Genomic DNA, 16,783 nt, shown 5'->3' on the forward strand with positions numbered 1-16,783 from the left:
TAGCGTCAACTTCCCTTCGCGGAGTTAGGGGGGCGGCAGGCTGGTTTGCTGGATTGCTGCTCTTGTCACTCAAATCAACGGAGATTTCTTAAATGAAAAAGACTCTGCTCGCTGCCGCCCTGCTCGCCGGTTTCGCCGGTGTCGCCCAGGCAGAAACGTCTGTCACCCTGTACGGCATCATCGACACGGGCCTCGGCTACAACAAGATCAGCGGTGGTACCGACGCTCAGAACGGTAGCAAGTTCGGCATGATCAACGGCGTCCAGAACGGTTCGCGCTGGGGTCTGCGTGGTTCGGAAGATCTGGGTGACGGCCTGCGCGCTGTTTTCCAACTGGAATCGGGCTTTGATTCGGGTAACGGCACGTCGGCCCAAGGTGGCCGTCTGTTCGGTCGTCAAGCCACCGTCGGTCTGGCCAGCGACAGCTGGGGTCAACTGGACTTCGGTCGCCAAACCAACATCGCGTCGAAGTACTTCGGCTCGATCGACCCGTTCGGCGCTGGTTTCGGCCAAGCTAACATCGGTATGGGCCTGAGCGCCACGAACACCGTCCGCTACGACAACATGGTCCTGTACCAAACCCCGTCGTTCAGCGGCTTCCAGTTCGGTATCGGCTACTCGTTCAACGCCAACGACACCAACACCGCTCAAACCGGCTTCAAGACCGCCGACAACACCCGCGCCATCACGACCGGCCTGCGTTACGTCAACGGCCCGCTGAACGTCGCTCTGTCGTTCGACCAACTGAACGCTTCGAACAAGCTGACCCAAGGTCAAGTTGACGCCACCCCGCGTCAATACACCATCGGCGGTTCGTACGACTTCGAAGTTGTGAAGCTGGCTCTGGCCTACGCTCGCACGACCGACGGCTGGTTCGGTAGCCAAGACGTCAAGACCTCGGCCGGCACCGTCGGCTTCGGCACCAACGCCTTCGCTGATGGCTTCAAGGCCAACTCGTACCTGGTCGGCCTGTCGGCCCCGATCGGCGGCGCTTCGAGCCTGTTCGGTTCGTGGCAGCGCGTTTCGGCCAGCGGCACGCAGCTGACCGGCGACGACGCTACGATGAACGTGTTCAACCTGGGCTACACGTACGACCTGTCCAAGCGTACCAACCTGTACACGTACGGTTCGTATGCCAAGAACTACGCCTTCATCGACGGCCTGAAGTCGACCGCTGTCGGCGTCGGCATCCGTCACCGCTTCTAATCGAAAGCAGGGCGCAAGTCCTGCCTCGATTCGCAGTGCATGAGCGGGCTTCGGCCCGCTCATATGAAGCCACCTTTCGGGGTGGCTTTTTTTATTTTCAAATGGGATTTTGCGGCCACTGTGCGGGCGTTTTGCGGCGCGTGCGGGCAGTATGGGCGCGGCTTGCGTTAAGCTTGTTTTCTTCCGCCGAAAACTGCCATTGTTCCATCAGAGGAATGCAGTCTTTCACCCGCTGTTCCCGCTACAGAGTTCAGCCAGAAGTAACCGCGCGAATGCTACAATCCTAAGGTTTGCGCATTTGACGGACGCCTGAATGAACCTGCAACAGTATTTCCCCGTCCTGCTGTTTATCGTAGTGGCCACCCTTATCGGGTTCGCGCTTCTGACGGCCGGCTCCCTCCTTGGCCCGCGGCGTCCTTACGCCGAGAAGCTATCACCCTATGAGTGCGGCTTCGAAGCCTTCGAAGACGCTCGCATGAAGTTTGACGTGCGCTACTACCTCGTGGCGATTCTGTTCATTCTTTTCGACCTGGAAATCGCGTTCCTGTTCCCCTGGGCCATCGCCCAAGGTACGGTCGGGCTCGTCGGCTTCTGGACGGTCATGGTTTTCCTCGCCGTGTTGACCGTCGGCTTCATCTACGAATGGAAAAAGGGCGCGCTGGATTGGGAATAACCCGCTGCCGGGTTGTTCACTGCATTTCACTGCACGCTATCAGAGACGAATATGGCTATAGACGGCATTCTCAAGCAAGGGTTCATCACTACCAGCGCCGACAAGTTCCTTAACTGGGCGAAGACGGGCTCCATGTGGCCCATGACCTTCGGCCTGGCCTGTTGCGCGGTCGAGATGATGCACGCGGGCGCGGCCCGCTACGACCTGGACCAGTTCGGCATCATCTTCCGTCCCAGCCCCCGCCAGTCCGATCTGATGATCGTCGCCGGCACGCTGTGCAACAAGATGGCGCCGGCGCTGCGCAAGGTCTATGACCAGATGCCCGAGCCGCGCTGGGTGGTGTCCATGGGCTCCTGTGCCAATGGCGGTGGTTACTACCACTACTCGTATTCCGTGGTGCGCGGCTGCGATCGCATCGTACCGGTAGACGTCTACGTGCCGGGCTGCCCGCCCACGGCCGAGGCGCTGGTCTACGGCTTGCTGCAGATGCAGAACAAGATCCGTCTGACCAACACGATTGCGCGCTGATTCTTCGTACCGGTCCGCGGCTGCCACAACGCCGCCGCAGGCCTCTTCGAAACAGCGTATCGGTTCACCTAAGCGTACAAGATGATGACCAGGCTCGAAACCCTGAAAAACAATTTGCAGACCACCCTCGGCGCGGATATCGCGCTGACCGAGGCGTTGGGCGAGCTGACGCTCGAAGTGCCCGCGGAACAGTGGTTCTCCGTCTGCAACAAGCTGCGCACCGAAGCCGGCCTGCGCTTTGAAACCTGTATCGACCTCTGTGGCGTCGACTACCTGACGTGGGGCAACGGCACGCGCGAGCTGCCCGAGGAAGCCAACGCCAAGATCCACCGCGCCCGTTTCGCGATCGTCGTGCACCTCTTGTCCATCGAGAACAACTGGCGCCTGCGCGTACGCACCTGGGCCGCCGACGACGAATTCCCGATGGTTGCCTCGCTGATGGAATGCTGGCCGGCCGTGGGCTGGTTCGAACGCGAAGCCTTCGACCTGTACGGCATCGTCTTCGAAGGCCACCCCGACCTGCGCCGCATCCTCACCGACTACGGCTTCATCGGCCACCCGTTCCGCAAGGACTTCCCGCTGTCCGGCACCGTCGAAATGCGTTACGACCCGGAACAACGGCGCGTCATTTACCAGCCCGTCACGATCGATCCGCGCGAGATCACTCCGCGCGTGGTCCGCGAAGACACCTACGGCTTGGGGCGTTAAATCATGGCAGAAATCAAGAACTACACGCTTAACTTCGGCCCGCAGCACCCGGCTGCGCACGGTGTGCTGCGCCTGGTGCTCGAGCTGGACGGCGAAGTCATCCAGCGCGCCGACCCGCACATCGGCCTGCTGCATCGCGCCACCGAAAAGCTGGCCGAGCACAAGACCTACATCCAGGCGCTGCCCTACATGGACCGCCTGGACTACGTGTCCATGATGTGCAACGAGCACGCCTATGTCATGGCCATCGAAAAGCTGCTGGGTGTCGAAGCCCCGCTGCGCGCGCAATACATCCGCGTGATGTTCGACGAGATCACCCGTCTCCTGAACCACCTGATGTCGCTGGGCTCGCACGCGCTGGACGTGGGCGCCATGGCCGTGTTCCTGTACGCCTTCCGTGAACGCGAAGACCTGATGGACTGCTACGAAGCGGTCTCGGGCGCGCGCATGCACGCGGCCTACTACCGTCCGGGCGGCGTCTACCGCGACCTGCCGGACACGATGCCGCAGTACGGCGACACCAGCAAATACCGCGGCGAAAAGGAAATGCGCGTCATGAACGACGCCCGTTCCGGTTCACTGCTGGACTTCATCGAAGACTTCACCAACCGTTTCCCCGCCTGCGTCGACGAGTACGAAACCCTGCTCACCGACAACCGCATCTGGAAGCAGCGTCTGGTGGGCATCGGCGTGGTCGATCCCGAACGCGCCAAGGCGCTGGGCTTCACCGGCCCGATGCTGCGCGGTTCGGGCGTCGCCTGGGACTTGCGCAAGATGCAGCCCTACGAAGTCTACGACCTGCTCGATTTCGACATCCCCGTGGGTGTCAACGGCGACTGCTACGACCGCTACCTGGTCCGTATCGCCGAAATGCGTGAAAGCAACCGCATCATCCGCCAGTGCGTGGAATGGCTGCGCAACAACCCGGGTCCGGTCATGATCGAGAATCACAAGATCGCCCCGCCCAAGCGCACCGCCATGAAGACCAACATGGAAGAGCTGATCCATCACTTCAAGCTCTTCACCGAAGGTTTCCACGTGCCCCCCGGTGAAGCGTTTGCCTCGGTGGAACACCCGAAGGGCGAGTTCGGCATCTACCTGGTGTCGGACGGCGCCAACAAGCCGTACCGCCTGAAGATTCGGGCGCCCGGCTTTGTCCACCTGCAATCGCTGGATGAAATGTCGCGCGGTCACATGATCGCCGACGCCGTCACCATCATTGGTACGCAAGACATCGTTTTCGGCGAGATCGATCGCTGATCCGCCCAGACAGTCACGAGCACGCCCGCATAACCCGGATTCAAACTATGCTGCTTTCCGAACAGGCCTACCAGAAAATCGACCGAGAACTCGCGAAGTTCCCGGCCGACCAGCGGCAGTCCGCCATCATGGCCTCTCTTGCGATCGCGCAAGAAGAGAAGGGCTGGTTGGCTACCGACATTATTGAAGATGTGGCCAACTACATCGGCGTCCCGCCCATCGCGGTCCAGGAAGTCGCCACCTTCTACAACATGTTCGACGTCAAGCCCGTCGGCAAGAACAAGATCGCCGTCTGCACGAACTTGCCCTGTGCCTTGCGCGACGGCGAACGCGCCGGCGACTACCTCAAGCGCAAGCTGGGCGTGGACTATCGCGAAACCACCGCCGACGGCCAGTTCACCCTGGTCGAGGGTGAATGCATGGGCGCTTGCGGCGATTCCCCCGTGCTGATCGTGAACAACAAGCATATGTGCGTGCGCATGACCGAAGAGAAGCTGGACGCGCTGGTCGCGACCCTCAAGGCGCAAGGAGAGTCGGCATGAACGCGCCCGACATCTACAAGCAGTTCGCGCAAGGGCTCGAGCCCAACCCGCTGAACGACCTGGCCAATTCGATGTGCCTGCACGGCCGGCACATCAAGCCGCAGATCATGGCCGACGTCGACGGCGCCAACTGGCGCCTGGCCGACTACGTCAAGCGCGGCGGCTACGAAGCCCTGCGCAAGATCCTCACCACCGGCATGAAGCCGGAAGACGTGATCGCCGAAGTCAAGGCCTCGGGCCTGCGTGGCCGTGGCGGCGCGGGCTTCCCGACCGGCCTGAAGTGGAGCTTCATGCCGCGCGCCTTCCCGGGCCAGAAGTACCTCGTCTGCAACTCCGACGAAGGCGAACCGGGCACGTTCAAGGATCGCGACATCCTGCGCTTCAACCCGCACATCGTGATCGAAGGCATGGCCATTGCCGCCTACGCCATGGGCATCAGCGTCGGCTACAACTACATCCACGGTGAAATCTTCGAAGTGTACGAGCGCTTCGAAGAGGCCCTCGAAGAGGCGCGCGCCGCCGGCTTCCTGGGCGACAAGATCCTGGGTTCGGAATTCAACTTCCAGCTGCACGCCTTCCACGGCTACGGCGCCTACATCTGCGGCGAAGAAACCGCGCTGCTCGAATCGCTGGAAGGCAAGAAAGGCCAGCCGCGCTTCAAGCCGCCTTTCCCCGCCAGCTTCGGCCTGTACGGCAAGCCCACCACCATCAACAACACCGAAACCTTCGCGGCGGTGCCCTGGATCATCCGCAACAGCGGCCAGGCCTACCTCGAAGTCGGCAAGCCCAACAACGGCGGCACCAAGCTGTTCTCGATCACCGGCGACGTCGAACGTCCCGGCAACTACGAGATCCCGCTGGGCACCCCGTTCTCGACCCTGCTGGAACTGGCAGGCGGCATGCGCGGTGGCAAGAAGCTCAAGGCGGTCATCCCCGGCGGCTCCAGCGCCCCGGTGCTGCCGGCCGACATCATGATGGAAACCACGATGGACTACGACGCCATCGCCAAGGCGGGTTCCATGCTGGGTTCGGGCGCCGTCATCGTCATGGACGAAACGCGCTGCATGGTGAAGTCGCTGCTGCGCCTGTCGTATTTCTATTTCGAGGAAAGCTGCGGCCAGTGCACGCCGTGCCGCGAAGGCACCGGCTGGCTCTACCGCATGGTGCACCGCATCGAAAACGGTCACGGCCGTCCGGAAGATCTGGACATGCTGGACAACGTGGCAGGCAACATCATGGGCCGCACCATCTGCGCCCTGGGTGACGCCGCCGCCATGCCCGTCCGTGGCTTCCTCAAGCATTTTCGCGACGAATTCGCGCACCACATCGAGCACAAGTCTTGTGTGGTTCCGCAATATCTGTAGGTCTCAGGAACAGCAATGGTTGAACTAACCGTCGACGGCAATACGGTAGAAGTGCCCGAAGGCAGCATGGTGATGCATGCGGCCCAGAAAGTCGGGCTTTACGTGCCGCATTTCTGCTACCACAAGAAACTGTCCATCGCGGCGAACTGCCGCATGTGCCTGGTCGAAGTGGAAAAAGCGCCCAAGGCGCTGCCCGCCTGCGCGACCCCCGTGACGAACGGCATGGTCGTGCACACCTGCTCCGAGAAGGCTCGCGCCGCTCAGAAGTCGGTGATGGAATTCTTGCTCATCAATCACCCGCTCGACTGCCCGATCTGCGATCAGGGCGGCGAATGCCAGCTGCAGGATCTGGCCGTGGGTTATGGCGGCTCCGCCTCGCGCTACCAGGAAGAAAAGCGCGTGGTGTTCCACAAGGACCTCGGTCCGCTGGTTTCCGCCGAGGAAATGAGCCGCTGCATCCACTGCACCCGCTGCGTGCGCTTCGGCCAGGAAATCGCCGGCGTCATGGAACTGGGCATGCTGGGCCGTGGCGAACACTCCGAAATCACGTCGTTCGTGGGCCGCTCGATCGAGTCCGAGCTCTCGGGCAACATGATCGACATCTGTCCGGTGGGCGCGCTGACCTCCAAGCCCTTCCGCTACAGCGCCCGTACCTGGGAACTGGCTCGCCGCCGTTCGGTCAGCCCGCACGACAGCCTGGGTGCCAACCTGGTCGTCCAGGTCAAGGGCGACCGCGTGATGCGCGTGGTCCCGTTCGAAGACGAAGCCGTCAACGAATGCTGGATCAGCGACCGCGACCGCTTCTCGTACGAAGGCCTGAACAGCGAAGACCGCCTGTCCGCCCCGATGATCAAGGGCACCGACGGCAAGTGGCAGGAAGCCTCGTGGGCCGACGCCCTGGCTGCCGTGGCCCAAGGCCTGTCGCGGGTTCGCGACAGCTTCGGCGCCGGCCAGATCGGCGCGCTGGCGTCCGAATACGCCACCACTGAAGAATACGCACTGCTGGGCCGCCTGGTGCGCGCGCTGGGTTCGGAAAACATCGACTTCCGCCTGCGCCAGACCGATGCCGCCTTCGACGCCGCCCTGACCGGCGCGCCGTGGCTGGGCATGCCCATCGCCGAACTCGACAACCTGGACCGCGTCCTGGTGGTCGGCTCGTTCCTGCGCAAGGATCACCCGCTGATGGCCCAGCGCCTGCGCCAAGCCGCCAAGCGCGGCACGCAGATCCTGATGGTCGACAGCGCCGCCGACGATCCCCTGATGCCCGTCGCCGGCCGCATCACCGTGGCCCCGTCCGAGCTGCCGCGCGCGCTGGCCGAAGTCGCCGTCGCCCTGGCCCAGGCCAAGGACGCCGCGGTGCCGGCCGAATTCGCCTCGGTCACGCCGGGCGAAAGCGCCAAGATCATCGCCGCCAGCCTGGCTTCCGGCGCCAACACCGCCGTGCTGCTGGGCAACCTGGCCGTGGCCAGCGCCCAGGCCTCGACCCTGGCCGCCAACGGCCGCGCCGTGGCTGACCTGGCCGGCGGCAAGTTCGGCTTCCTGACCTCCGGCGGCAACACCGTCGGCGGTTACCTGGCCGGTGCCGTGCCGGGCAAGGGCGGCAAGAACGCCGCCGCCATGCTGGCCGAGCCGCTCAAGGCCTACGTCGTGCTGCACGCCGAGCCGCTGCTGGATGCCGACAACGGCCAGCAGGCAATCGCCGCGCTGCGCGGCGCGCAGTTCGCCGTGGCCCTGACGCCTTACCGTTCGGCCGCCGCCGAGTGGGCCGACGTCATGCTGCCGGTGGCGCCGTTCACCGAAACCTCGGGTACGTTCGTCAACGCCCAGGGCCTGGCCCAGAGCTTCAAGGGCACGGTCGCGCCGTTCGGCCAGACCCGTCCGGCCTGGAAGGTCCTGCGCGTGCTGGGCAACGTCCTGCACCTGGCCGGCTTCGACGACGAAACCTCCGAATCCGTGCGCGACGCCGCGCTGGCCGGTGGCATCGAAGGCCGCCTGTCCAACGACATCAAGGCACCGCTGGGCCTGGGCCAGGCCGTGGCCGGCCTGGAACGCGTTGCCGACGTGCCGATCTACCGCAGCGACGCCATGGTGCGCCGCTCGGAACCGCTGCAGGCCGCGCCGGCTTCGAAGAAGCCCGCCGCGCGCATGAACGGCCGCACGCTCACCAGCCTCGGCCTGACCGCCGGCGTCAAGGTGCGCGTGACGGGCGGGCAGGGCGCTGTCGAGCTCGAAACCGTGCAGGACGATGCCGTGGCCGATCGCGCCGTGCGCATTTCCGCAGCCTTTGAAAATACCGCAGCCCTGGGTGGCGCATTTGGTCAACTCAGCGTGGAGCGTGCCTGATGGAATGGCTCAATGTTCTTGAAAGCCAGGGTACGGCACTGCTGGGCCCGACGGTCTGGATGGTGCTCTGGACCCTCATCAAGATTGTCGTCATCGCCGTGCCGATCATCCTGTGCGTCGCCTACCTGACGTACTGGGAACGCAAGATGATCGGCGCCATGCACGTGCGCATGGGCCCGAACCGCGTCGGCTTCAAGGGGCTGCTGCAGCCTTTCGCCGACGTCTTCAAGCTGCTGACCAAGGAAGTCGTGGTCCCCAGCCAGGCCAACAAGGTGCTGTTCATCGTGGCCCCCGTGGTCACGCTGATGCCGGCGCTGGCGGCCTGGGCCGTGGTGCCCTTCGGCCCCGACGTCGTGCTGGCCAACGTCAACGCCGGCCTGCTGTACATCATGGCCATCACGTCCATCGGCGTGTATGGCGTGATCGTCGCCGGCTGGGCCTCGAATTCCAAGTACGCGTTCCTGGGCGCGCTGCGCGCCTCGGCCCAGATGCTGTCCTATGAACTGGCCATCGGCTTCGTGCTGGTGACGGTGCTGCTGGTGTCCGGCAGCCTGAACATGTCGGAAATCGTGCATGTGCAGAACCGCGGCTGGTTCGCCGACAAGGGCCTGACGTTCCTGTCCTGGAACTGGCTGCCGCTGTTGCCGCTGTTCGTGATCTACGTGATCTCGGCCGTGGCCGAAACCAACCGCCACCCGTTCGACGTGGTGGAAGGCGAATCCGAAATCGTGGCCGGTCACATGGTCGAGTACTCGGGTATGGCCTTCGCCCTGTTCTTCCTGGGTGAATACGCCAACATGATCCTGCTGTCGTGCATGGCATCGATCATGTTCCTGGGCGGCTGGGCATCGCCGATCGATATCGTGCCGCTGACCTGGATTCCGGGTTGGATCTGGCTGGGTCTCAAGACGTTCTTCGTGGTCTCGTTGTTCGTGTGGTTCCGCGCTTCTTTCCCGCGCTACCGCTACGACCAGATCATGCGTTTGGGTTGGAAAATCTTCATCCCGCTGACCGGCGTTTGGCTGGTCGTGGTGGCGATCTGGATGCAGACGCCCTGGAACATTTGGCGCTAAGCCGCCAGGCAGAGGCAGGATATGGAAGCGATCAAAGATTTCTTCGGCAGCTTGATGCTGGCCGAACTGCTCAAGGGCATGCGCCTGACGGGCAAGTATTTCTTCAAGCGCAAGGTCACCTTGCGCTACCCGCAGGAAAAGACGCCGACGTCGGCGCGTTTCCGCGGGCTGCACGCATTGCGCCGCTACCCCAACGGGGAAGAGCGCTGCATCGCGTGCAAACTGTGTGAAGCCGTGTGCCCCGCACTGGCCATCACCATCGAATCGGACCAGCGCGATGACGGCACCCGCCGCACCACGCGTTACGACATCGACCTGACCAAGTGCATTTTCTGCGGCTTCTGTGAAGAAAGCTGCCCCGTGGACTCGATCGTGGAAACCCATATCCACGAATACCACGGTGAAAAGCGCGGCGACCTGTATTTCACCAAAGACATGCTGCTCGCCGTGGGCGACCGCTACGAAGCCGACATCGCCCGCCGCCGGGCCGAAGACGCTCCCTACCGTTGAGCCCAGGGTCCTGATCCATGACTTTTACCACTGTCCTGTTTTACATACTGGCCGCCGTGCTGGTGATCGCGGCGTTCCGCGTGATCACCGCGCGCAGCCCGGTCACCGCCGTCCTGCACCTGATCCTGGCCTTCACCAACGCGGCCATGCTCTGGATGCTGCTGGGCGCCGAGTTCCTCGCGCTGCTGCTGGTGCTGGTGTACGTGGGCGCCGTGATGGTGCTCTTCCTGTTCGTCGTCATGATGCTGGACATCCGCATGGATGCCCTGCGCGAAGGCATGAAGACCTACCTGCCGCTGGGCCTGATCATCGGTCTGGTCATGGTGGTGGAAATGGCCTTCGTGCTGGGGTCGACCTGGTACGGCTCGGGCCCGCAAGCCCCGGTTGCCGGCGACTACAACAACGCCCGTGCCCTCGGTGAAGTGATGTACACGCAGTACATCTACGCCATCGAAGTCGGCGCTGCGCTGCTGCTGGTCGGCATGGTCGCTGCCATTGCCCTGACCCTGCGCCGCCGCCGCGACGTCAAGTACAACGACCCGGTTGCCGCTGTCCGCGTGCGTTCGAAGGATCGCTTCCGCATGGTGAGCATGCCCGCCCAGAGCGAGCGCGCTCAGGCCAAGAATGGCGCCTCGGCGCCTGCCGCCGCCGCGCCCCAAGGAGAAAAACAATGACGCTGACGCTGGCCCACTATCTGATCCTGGGGGCGATCCTGTTCGCCATCGGGATCTTCGGCATCTTCCTGAACCGCCGCAACCTGATCATTCTCTTGATGTCCATCGAGCTGGTGCTCCTGGCCGTCAACATGAACTTCGTGGCGTTCTCCAGCTGGTTCGGCGACACCGCCGGCCAGGTGTTCGTGTTCTTCATCCTGACCGTGGCCGCCGCTGAAGCGGCGATCGGCCTGGCCATCCTGGTGCTGCTATTCCGCAACCTGAACACGATCAACGTTGACGATCTCGATCGCCTGAAGGGCTGACGGGGTATTGGAAGAAAATGTCTAGCTCACCCAATCTCTACCTGCTCATCGCGCTGGCGCCGCTGGCCGGAGCAATTCTCGCGGGCCTTTTCGGCACCGGCTTCCTGGGCCGTCCCATCGGTCGGCGCGCCTCGCACGTCATCACCATCCTGGGCGTGCTCATTTCCGCCATCGGTTCGGTGGTGGTGCTGGGCGACGTGCTCAACGGCCTGCGCTTTGACGGCGCGGTCTACACCTGGAGCCTGATCGGCCAGACCAAGCTGGAAATCGGCTTCCTGATCGATCCGCTGTCGGCCATGATGATGGTCGTGGTGACCTCGGTGTCGCTGATGGTGCACATCTACACCATCGGCTACATGGCCGATGATCCCGGCTACCAGCGCTTCTTCTCATACATCTCGCTGTTCACGTTCTCCATGCTGATGCTGGTGATGTCGAACAACATGGTGCAGCTGTTCTTCGGCTGGGAGGCGGTGGGCCTGGTGTCGTACCTGCTGATCGGCTTCTGGTACACCCGCCCCACGGCAATCTTCGCCAACATGAAGGCATTCCTGATCAACCGCGTCGGCGACTTCGGCTTCGTGCTGGGCATCGGCCTGTTGTTCGCCTATGCCGGCACCATGCACTACGGCGAAGTCTTCGCCCAGGCCGACAAGCTGGCCACGCTGACGCTGCCCGGCTCGGACTGGATGCTGCTGACCGTGGCGTGTATTTGCCTCTTCATCGGCGCCATGGGCAAGTCGGCGCAGGTGCCCCTGCACGCCTGGCTGCCTGACTCGATGGAAGGCCCGACCCCGATCTCCGCACTGATCCACGCCGCCACCATGGTGACGGCCGGCATCTTCATGGTCGCGCGTTTCTCGCCGCTGTTCGAACTGTCGGACGTGGCGCTGTCGTTCATCATCGTGATCGGCGCCATCGGCGCGCTGTTCCTGGGCATCCTGGGCATCATCCAGACCGACATCAAGCGCGTGGTCGCGTATTCCACGCTGTCGCAGCTGGGCTACATGACCGTCGCGCTGGGCGCATCGGCCTACTCGGTGGCGATCTTCCACCTGATGACGCACGCGTTCTTCAAGGCACTGCTGTTCCTGGGCGCCGGTTCGGTCATCATCGGCATGCACCACGACCAGGACATCCGCAACATGGGCGGCCTGCGCAAGTACATGCCCATCACCTGGATCACGTTCCTCCTGGGCACGCTGGCCCTGGTCGGCACGCCGTTCTTCTCGGGTTTCTACTCGAAGGAACACATCATCGAAGCCGCCGGCGCCGCCCATGTGTGGGGCGCAAGCTTTGCATACTACGCCACGCTGATCGGCGTGTTCGTGACCTCGCTGTACTCGTTCCGCGTGTACTTCCTGGTCTTCCACGGCAAGGAACGCTTCGACACCAGCGACCACGGCCATGGCCACGGTCATGATGCCCACGGCCACGACGACCACGGTCATGACGACCACGGCCACCACGGCGGCAAGCCGCATGAGTCGCCCTGGGTCGTGACCCTGCCGCTCATCCTGCTGGCGATCCCGTCGGTGCTGGTGGGTGCCTGGGCGGTCGATCCCATGCTGTTCGGCAAGTTCTTCAACGGCGTGATCACGGTGCTGCCGCAGCATCCGGCCATGCACGAGCTGCACGAAGAATGGCACGGCTGGGTGGCCTTCGGCCTGCACGCCTTCCAGACCCTGCCGTTCTGGCTGGTCGTGGCCGGCGCCGTCATCGCCTGGTACTGCTACCTGATCAACCCGAAGGTTCCGGCCGCGATCAAGTCGAGCCTGTCGGGCGTGAACAAGGTGCTTGAAAACAAGTACTACGTCGACTGGGTCAACGAGCAGATCATCGCGCGCGGCCTGCGCTGCCTGGGCCGTGGCCTGTGGCAGACCGGCGACCGCGGCATCATCGATGGCTTCCTGATCAACGGTAGCGCCCGCGTGGTGGGCTGGGTGGCTGCGATCAGCCGTCACCTGCAGTCCGGCTTCATCTATCACTACGCGTTCGCAATGATCATCGGCATCATGGCGCTGGTGACTTTCTTTGTGCTGATTCCCCAATGATGGCAAGCGAGATGGCATCCAACACTTTCCCCTGGCTCACGCTTGCGATCTTTGTCCCGATCGTATTCGGCCTGCTGGTGCTGGCGGTGGGCCGAGACGACCGTCCCGGCCTGACGCGCGGCCTGTCGCTGATCGGCTCGATCGCCGGCTTCCTCGTCACGATTCCGCTGTACACCGGGTTCGACTCCAAGACGGCTGCCATGCAGTTCGTCGAAAAGACCTCCTGGATCGAAGCCTTCAACGTCAATTACCACCTGGGCATTGATGGCATTTCGCTGTGGTTCGTGCTCCTGACCGCCTTCATCACCATCATCGTGGTGCTGGCCGGCTGGGAAGTCATCACCAGCCGCGTGGCGCAATACATGGCTGCCTTCCTGATCCTGTCGGGTCTGATGGTCGGCGTGTTCGCCGCGCTGGACGGCATGCTGTTCTACGTGTTCTTCGAAGCCACGCTGATCCCGATGTACATCATCATCGGCGTCTGGGGCGGGCCGAACCGTGTGTACGCGGCATTCAAGTTCTTCCTGTACACCCTGATGGGCTCGCTGCTGACGCTGGTCGCGTTCATCTACCTGTGGCACGCCTCGGGTGGTTCGTTCGACATCCTGACCTGGCAGCAGACCAAGCTGGGCTACACCCCGCAGATCCTGATCTTCGTGGCGTTGCTGGCGGCCTTTGCGGTCAAGGTGCCGATGTGGCCCGTGCACACGTGGTTGCCTGACGCCCACGTCGAAGCCCCCACGGGCGGCTCCATCGTGCTGGCCGCGATCATGCTGAAGCTGGGCGCCTACGGTTTCCTGCGCTTCTCGCTGCCGATCGCCCCTGACGCTTCGCACAGCCTGGCCGGCATGATGATCACGCTGTCGCTGATCGCCGTCATCTACATCGGCCTGGTCGCGATCGTCCAGGACGACATGAAGAAACTGGTAGCCTATTCGTCCGTGGCCCACATGGGTTTCGTGACGCTCGGCTTCTTCATCTTCAACACGGCCGGCGTCGAAGGCGCCATCGTGCAGATGATCTCGCACGGTTTCGTGTCGGGCGCCATGTTCATGTGTATCGGCGTGCTCTACGACCGTATGCACTCGCGCCGCATCGCCGACTACGGCGGCGTGGTCAATGTGATGCCGCGCTTTGCCACGTTCTTCATCCTGTTCTCGATGGCCAACAGCGGCCTGCCGGCCACCAGCGGTTTCGTCGGCGAGTTCATGGTGATCATGGGCGCGGTCGAGCACAACTTCTGGATCGGCCTCCTGGCGGCCACCGCGCTGATCCTGGGCGCTTCGTATTCGCTGTGGATGGTCAAGCGCGTGGTGCTGGGCGACATCGCCAATGACCACGTGCGTGAGCTGACCGATATCAACCGCCGCGAATTCGTGATTCTTGGCGTGATGGCGATCGCCGTGCTGTACATGGGGATCTATCCCAAGCCCTTCACCGACGTCATGCACGTGTCGGTCGAGGCCCTGCTGCAACACGTTGCCGTCTCGAAACTGTAAGACAAGACAATGATGCAATCCCAAATCGATTTCGCCCTGGCGACACCGGAAATCCTCCTGCTGGTTTTCGGCCTGGCTATCCTGCTCGTCGACGCGGTCAGCAATCACCCCGAGCGCAAGCCGACGTTCCTGCTGACCCTGCTTGCACTGGGCGTGCTGACCGTGGTGTCGGCGCTGCAGTGGAAGAACGGCGTTGCGGGTTCGACCTTCAACGGCCTGTACGTCACCGACGAACTGTCGCACCTGCTCAAGATCGCCTCTTACATCGCAGTGGCGGTCACGCTGGTCTACGGCCGTGTCTACGCCCAGCTGCGCGACATGATGCGCGGCGGCGAGCTCTACGTCCTGACGCTGTTCGCGCTGCTTGGCCAGATGGTCATGATCTCGTCGGGCAACCTGATCTCGATCTACCTGGGCCTGGAACTGATGTCCCTGGCGCTGTACGCGCTGATCGCCCTGCGCCGCGACAACGTCGTGGCCACCGAAGCCGCCATGAAGTACTTCGTGCTGGGCGCGCTGGCCTCGGGCTTCCTGCTGTACGGCATGTCGATGGTCTACGGCGCCACCGGTCACCTGGACCTGGCTGAAGTTTCCAAGGTCATCGCTGCCGGCAAGGCCGAGAAGCTGGCCCTGGTGTTCGGCATCGTGTTCCTGGTGTCGGGCCTGGCGTTCAAGCTGGGCGCCGTGCCGTTCCACATGTGGGTGCCGGACGTCTACCAGGGTTCGCCCACCGCGGTCACCCTGATCCTGGGCGGCGCGCCCAAGCTGGCGGCCTTCGCCATCACGCTGCGCCTGCTCGTGGACGGCCTGCATGGCCTGGCCGCCGACTGGCAGCCGATGCTGATGATCCTGGCGGTGCTGTCGCTGGCCATCGGTAACCTGACCGCCATCGCGCAGACCAACTTCAAGCGCATGCTGGCCTACTCGACCATCTCGCACATGGGCTTCGTGCTGCTGGGCCTGATGTCGGGCTCGGTGGTGGGCAAGCCGGAACTGGCCTCGTCCGCCTACGGCGCGTCGCTGTTCTACATGCTGACCTACGTGCTGACCACGCTGGCCAGCTTCGGCATCGTGCTGCTGCTGTCGCGCCAGGGTTTCGAGTGCGAGCACATCGACGACCTGAAGGGCCTGAACCGCCGCAGCCCGTGGCATGCCGCCATCGTGCTGCTGCTGATGTTCTCGCTGGCCGGCATTCCGCCGCTGGTGGGCTTCTACGCCAAGCTGGCCGTGCTGCAAGCGCTGATCAGCGCCGGCCACGTCACGCTGGCCGTGGTCGCGGTGATGTTCTCGCTGATCGGCGCGTTCTACTACCTGCGCGTGGTCAAGGTCGTGTACTTCGACGAACCCGCGGCCGATGCCGCCCCGATGGCAGCCACCTGCGGCCAGCGCGGCGTGCTGTCGGTCAACGGCCTGCTGATTCTGGTGCTGGGCCTGTTGCCCGGCGGCCTGATGGCCCTGTGCGTGCAGGCCATCCGCAGCTCGCTCAGCCTGTAAGCGGACGGAGCCATGAACCAGACTTTGGCGGTATGGCTCCTGATCGCGCTGGCGCTCGTCAGCGCGAACCTGCCTTTCCTGACCGAGCGCGTCTTCGCCGTGCTGCCCTGGAAGCAGGGCGGCGCCGAAGCCGTCAAGCCGTTCTGGATGCGCCTGGTCGAAGTGCTGGTGTTCTACCTGATCGTGGGCGCGCTGGGCTTCACCTTCGAATCCGTGCTGGGCAATCGTTTCGCCCAGACCTGGGAGTTCTACGCCATCACCCTGAGCCTGTACCTGGTGTTGGCTTATCCGGGGTTCGTGTATCGCTACCTGTTCAAGCGCCATCCGCGCCTGCGTACCTGACCTTCCGGTCTTCGATCGGCCCAGGAAGCACCAAACGCCCCGTCAGGGGCGTTTTTCATTGGGGTGCCAGGGTGTGGGAGGGGTGCCGGTCGGCGGTCGCTGCGTGAGCCCGGTGATGCCCCGCGAGCCGGTGCGCGAATGCCCCCCGGCGAGTTGGTAGAAACCCGCGTTATTAACTAGACTTTATTGAGGAAATTTCCTTAACGCGT

Annotated in this window: 16 protein-coding genes; all 16 read left to right on the forward strand. The window is 63.3% G+C overall.

The window, feature by feature from the left end:
* Positions 1–92: 92 nt before the first annotated feature.
* A complete protein-coding gene (locus tag HV798_RS01025) occupies positions 93–1,205 on the forward strand; it encodes a porin (protein ID WP_175190975.1) in 1,113 nt (370 codons plus the stop codon).
* 313 nt (positions 1,206–1,518) lie between these two features.
* A complete protein-coding gene (locus HV798_RS01030; protein WP_006217959.1) occupies positions 1,519–1,878 on the forward strand; it encodes an NADH-quinone oxidoreductase subunit A in 360 nt (119 codons plus the stop codon).
* Between the two features lie 51 nt (positions 1,879–1,929).
* Complete coding sequence (locus tag HV798_RS01035; RefSeq protein ID WP_006217960.1) at positions 1,930–2,406, forward strand: NuoB/complex I 20 kDa subunit family protein; 477 nt, start codon at positions 1,930–1,932, stop codon at positions 2,404–2,406.
* Between the two features lie 81 nt (positions 2,407–2,487).
* Positions 2,488–3,114 (forward strand): NADH-quinone oxidoreductase subunit C, encoded by a 627-nt coding sequence (locus HV798_RS01040; protein WP_175190976.1) that lies wholly within the window; start codon positions 2,488–2,490, stop codon positions 3,112–3,114.
* Between the two features lie 3 nt (positions 3,115–3,117).
* Entirely contained in the window at positions 3,118–4,374 is a 1,257-nt protein-coding gene (locus HV798_RS01045; protein WP_054429653.1) for an NADH-quinone oxidoreductase subunit D, read from the forward strand.
* Between the two features lie 47 nt (positions 4,375–4,421).
* Complete coding sequence (gene nuoE / locus HV798_RS01050; RefSeq protein ID WP_025137059.1) at positions 4,422–4,916, forward strand: NADH-quinone oxidoreductase subunit NuoE; 495 nt, start codon at positions 4,422–4,424, stop codon at positions 4,914–4,916.
* Positions 4,913–6,280 (forward strand): NADH-quinone oxidoreductase subunit NuoF, encoded by a 1,368-nt coding sequence (gene nuoF, locus HV798_RS01055; RefSeq protein WP_025137060.1) that lies wholly within the window; start codon positions 4,913–4,915, stop codon positions 6,278–6,280. Before nuoE ends, nuoF begins: the two co-directional genes overlap by 4 nt.
* Positions 6,281–6,295: 15 nt before the next feature.
* Positions 6,296–8,623, forward strand: coding sequence for an NADH-quinone oxidoreductase subunit NuoG (gene nuoG / locus HV798_RS01060; protein ID WP_175190977.1), 2,328 nt, complete (start codon positions 6,296–6,298; stop codon positions 8,621–8,623).
* Positions 8,623–9,696: an NADH-quinone oxidoreductase subunit NuoH gene (nuoH, locus tag HV798_RS01065; protein ID WP_175190978.1), complete on the forward strand. Its 1,074-nt coding sequence runs from the start codon at positions 8,623–8,625 to the stop codon at positions 9,694–9,696. The genes nuoG and nuoH overlap by 1 nt, the downstream gene beginning before the upstream one ends.
* Positions 9,697–9,717: 21 nt before the next feature.
* Positions 9,718–10,206, forward strand: a complete 489-nt coding sequence (nuoI, locus tag HV798_RS01070; RefSeq protein ID WP_025137063.1) for an NADH-quinone oxidoreductase subunit NuoI — start codon at positions 9,718–9,720, stop codon at positions 10,204–10,206.
* A gap of 17 nt (positions 10,207–10,223) precedes the next feature.
* Positions 10,224–10,880 (forward strand): NADH-quinone oxidoreductase subunit J, encoded by a 657-nt coding sequence (locus HV798_RS01075; RefSeq protein ID WP_175190979.1) that lies wholly within the window; start codon positions 10,224–10,226, stop codon positions 10,878–10,880.
* Positions 10,877–11,185 carry an NADH-quinone oxidoreductase subunit NuoK gene (nuoK, locus tag HV798_RS01080; RefSeq protein ID WP_025137065.1) on the forward strand — a complete coding sequence of 103 codons (309 nt, stop codon included), beginning with the start codon at positions 10,877–10,879 and terminating at the stop codon, positions 11,183–11,185. Before HV798_RS01075 ends, nuoK begins: the two co-directional genes overlap by 4 nt.
* Positions 11,186–11,202: 17 nt before the next feature.
* Complete coding sequence (gene nuoL, locus HV798_RS01085; RefSeq protein WP_025137066.1) at positions 11,203–13,239, forward strand: NADH-quinone oxidoreductase subunit L; 2,037 nt, start codon at positions 11,203–11,205, stop codon at positions 13,237–13,239.
* Complete coding sequence (locus tag HV798_RS01090) at positions 13,236–14,738, forward strand: NADH-quinone oxidoreductase subunit M (RefSeq protein WP_175190980.1); 1,503 nt, start codon at positions 13,236–13,238, stop codon at positions 14,736–14,738. Before nuoL ends, HV798_RS01090 begins: the two co-directional genes overlap by 4 nt.
* A gap of 9 nt (positions 14,739–14,747) precedes the next feature.
* Positions 14,748–16,232 carry an NADH-quinone oxidoreductase subunit NuoN gene (gene nuoN / locus HV798_RS01095; protein ID WP_175190981.1) on the forward strand — a complete coding sequence of 495 codons (1,485 nt, stop codon included), beginning with the start codon at positions 14,748–14,750 and terminating at the stop codon, positions 16,230–16,232.
* Between the two features lie 12 nt (positions 16,233–16,244).
* Positions 16,245–16,574, forward strand: coding sequence for a DUF2818 family protein (locus HV798_RS01100; protein ID WP_024068076.1), 330 nt, complete (start codon positions 16,245–16,247; stop codon positions 16,572–16,574).
* Positions 16,575–16,783: the final 209 nt, after the last annotated feature.

Origin of the sequence: Achromobacter deleyi, from assembly GCF_902859705.1 — a bacterium.
GTDB lineage: Bacteria > Pseudomonadota > Gammaproteobacteria > Burkholderiales > Burkholderiaceae_B > Achromobacter > Achromobacter deleyi.

Bases quoted from the DNA above. Each gene is read 5' to 3' on its own strand.
- HV798_RS01025 (WP_175190975.1), top strand. From the start codon at position 93: ATGAAAAAGACTCTGCTCGCTGCCGCCCTGCTCGCCGGTTTCGCCGGT.
- HV798_RS01030 (WP_006217959.1), top strand. From the start codon at position 1,519: ATGAACCTGCAACAGTATTTCCCCGTCCTGCTGTTTATCGTAGTGGCC.
- HV798_RS01035 (WP_006217960.1), top strand. From the start codon at position 1,930: ATGGCTATAGACGGCATTCTCAAGCAAGGGTTCATCACTACCAGCGCC.
- HV798_RS01040 (WP_175190976.1), top strand. From the start codon at position 2,488: ATGATGACCAGGCTCGAAACCCTGAAAAACAATTTGCAGACCACCCTC.
- HV798_RS01045 (WP_054429653.1), top strand. From the start codon at position 3,118: ATGGCAGAAATCAAGAACTACACGCTTAACTTCGGCCCGCAGCACCCG.
- nuoE (WP_025137059.1), top strand. From the start codon at position 4,422: ATGCTGCTTTCCGAACAGGCCTACCAGAAAATCGACCGAGAACTCGCG.
- nuoF (WP_025137060.1), top strand. From the start codon at position 4,913: ATGAACGCGCCCGACATCTACAAGCAGTTCGCGCAAGGGCTCGAGCCC.
- nuoG (WP_175190977.1), top strand. From the start codon at position 6,296: ATGGTTGAACTAACCGTCGACGGCAATACGGTAGAAGTGCCCGAAGGC.
- nuoH (WP_175190978.1), top strand. From the start codon at position 8,623: ATGGAATGGCTCAATGTTCTTGAAAGCCAGGGTACGGCACTGCTGGGC.
- nuoI (WP_025137063.1), top strand. From the start codon at position 9,718: ATGGAAGCGATCAAAGATTTCTTCGGCAGCTTGATGCTGGCCGAACTG.
- HV798_RS01075 (WP_175190979.1), top strand. From the start codon at position 10,224: ATGACTTTTACCACTGTCCTGTTTTACATACTGGCCGCCGTGCTGGTG.
- nuoK (WP_025137065.1), top strand. From the start codon at position 10,877: ATGACGCTGACGCTGGCCCACTATCTGATCCTGGGGGCGATCCTGTTC.
- nuoL (WP_025137066.1), top strand. From the start codon at position 11,203: ATGTCTAGCTCACCCAATCTCTACCTGCTCATCGCGCTGGCGCCGCTG.
- HV798_RS01090 (WP_175190980.1), top strand. From the start codon at position 13,236: ATGATGGCAAGCGAGATGGCATCCAACACTTTCCCCTGGCTCACGCTT.
- nuoN (WP_175190981.1), top strand. From the start codon at position 14,748: ATGATGCAATCCCAAATCGATTTCGCCCTGGCGACACCGGAAATCCTC.
- HV798_RS01100 (WP_024068076.1), top strand. From the start codon at position 16,245: ATGAACCAGACTTTGGCGGTATGGCTCCTGATCGCGCTGGCGCTCGTC.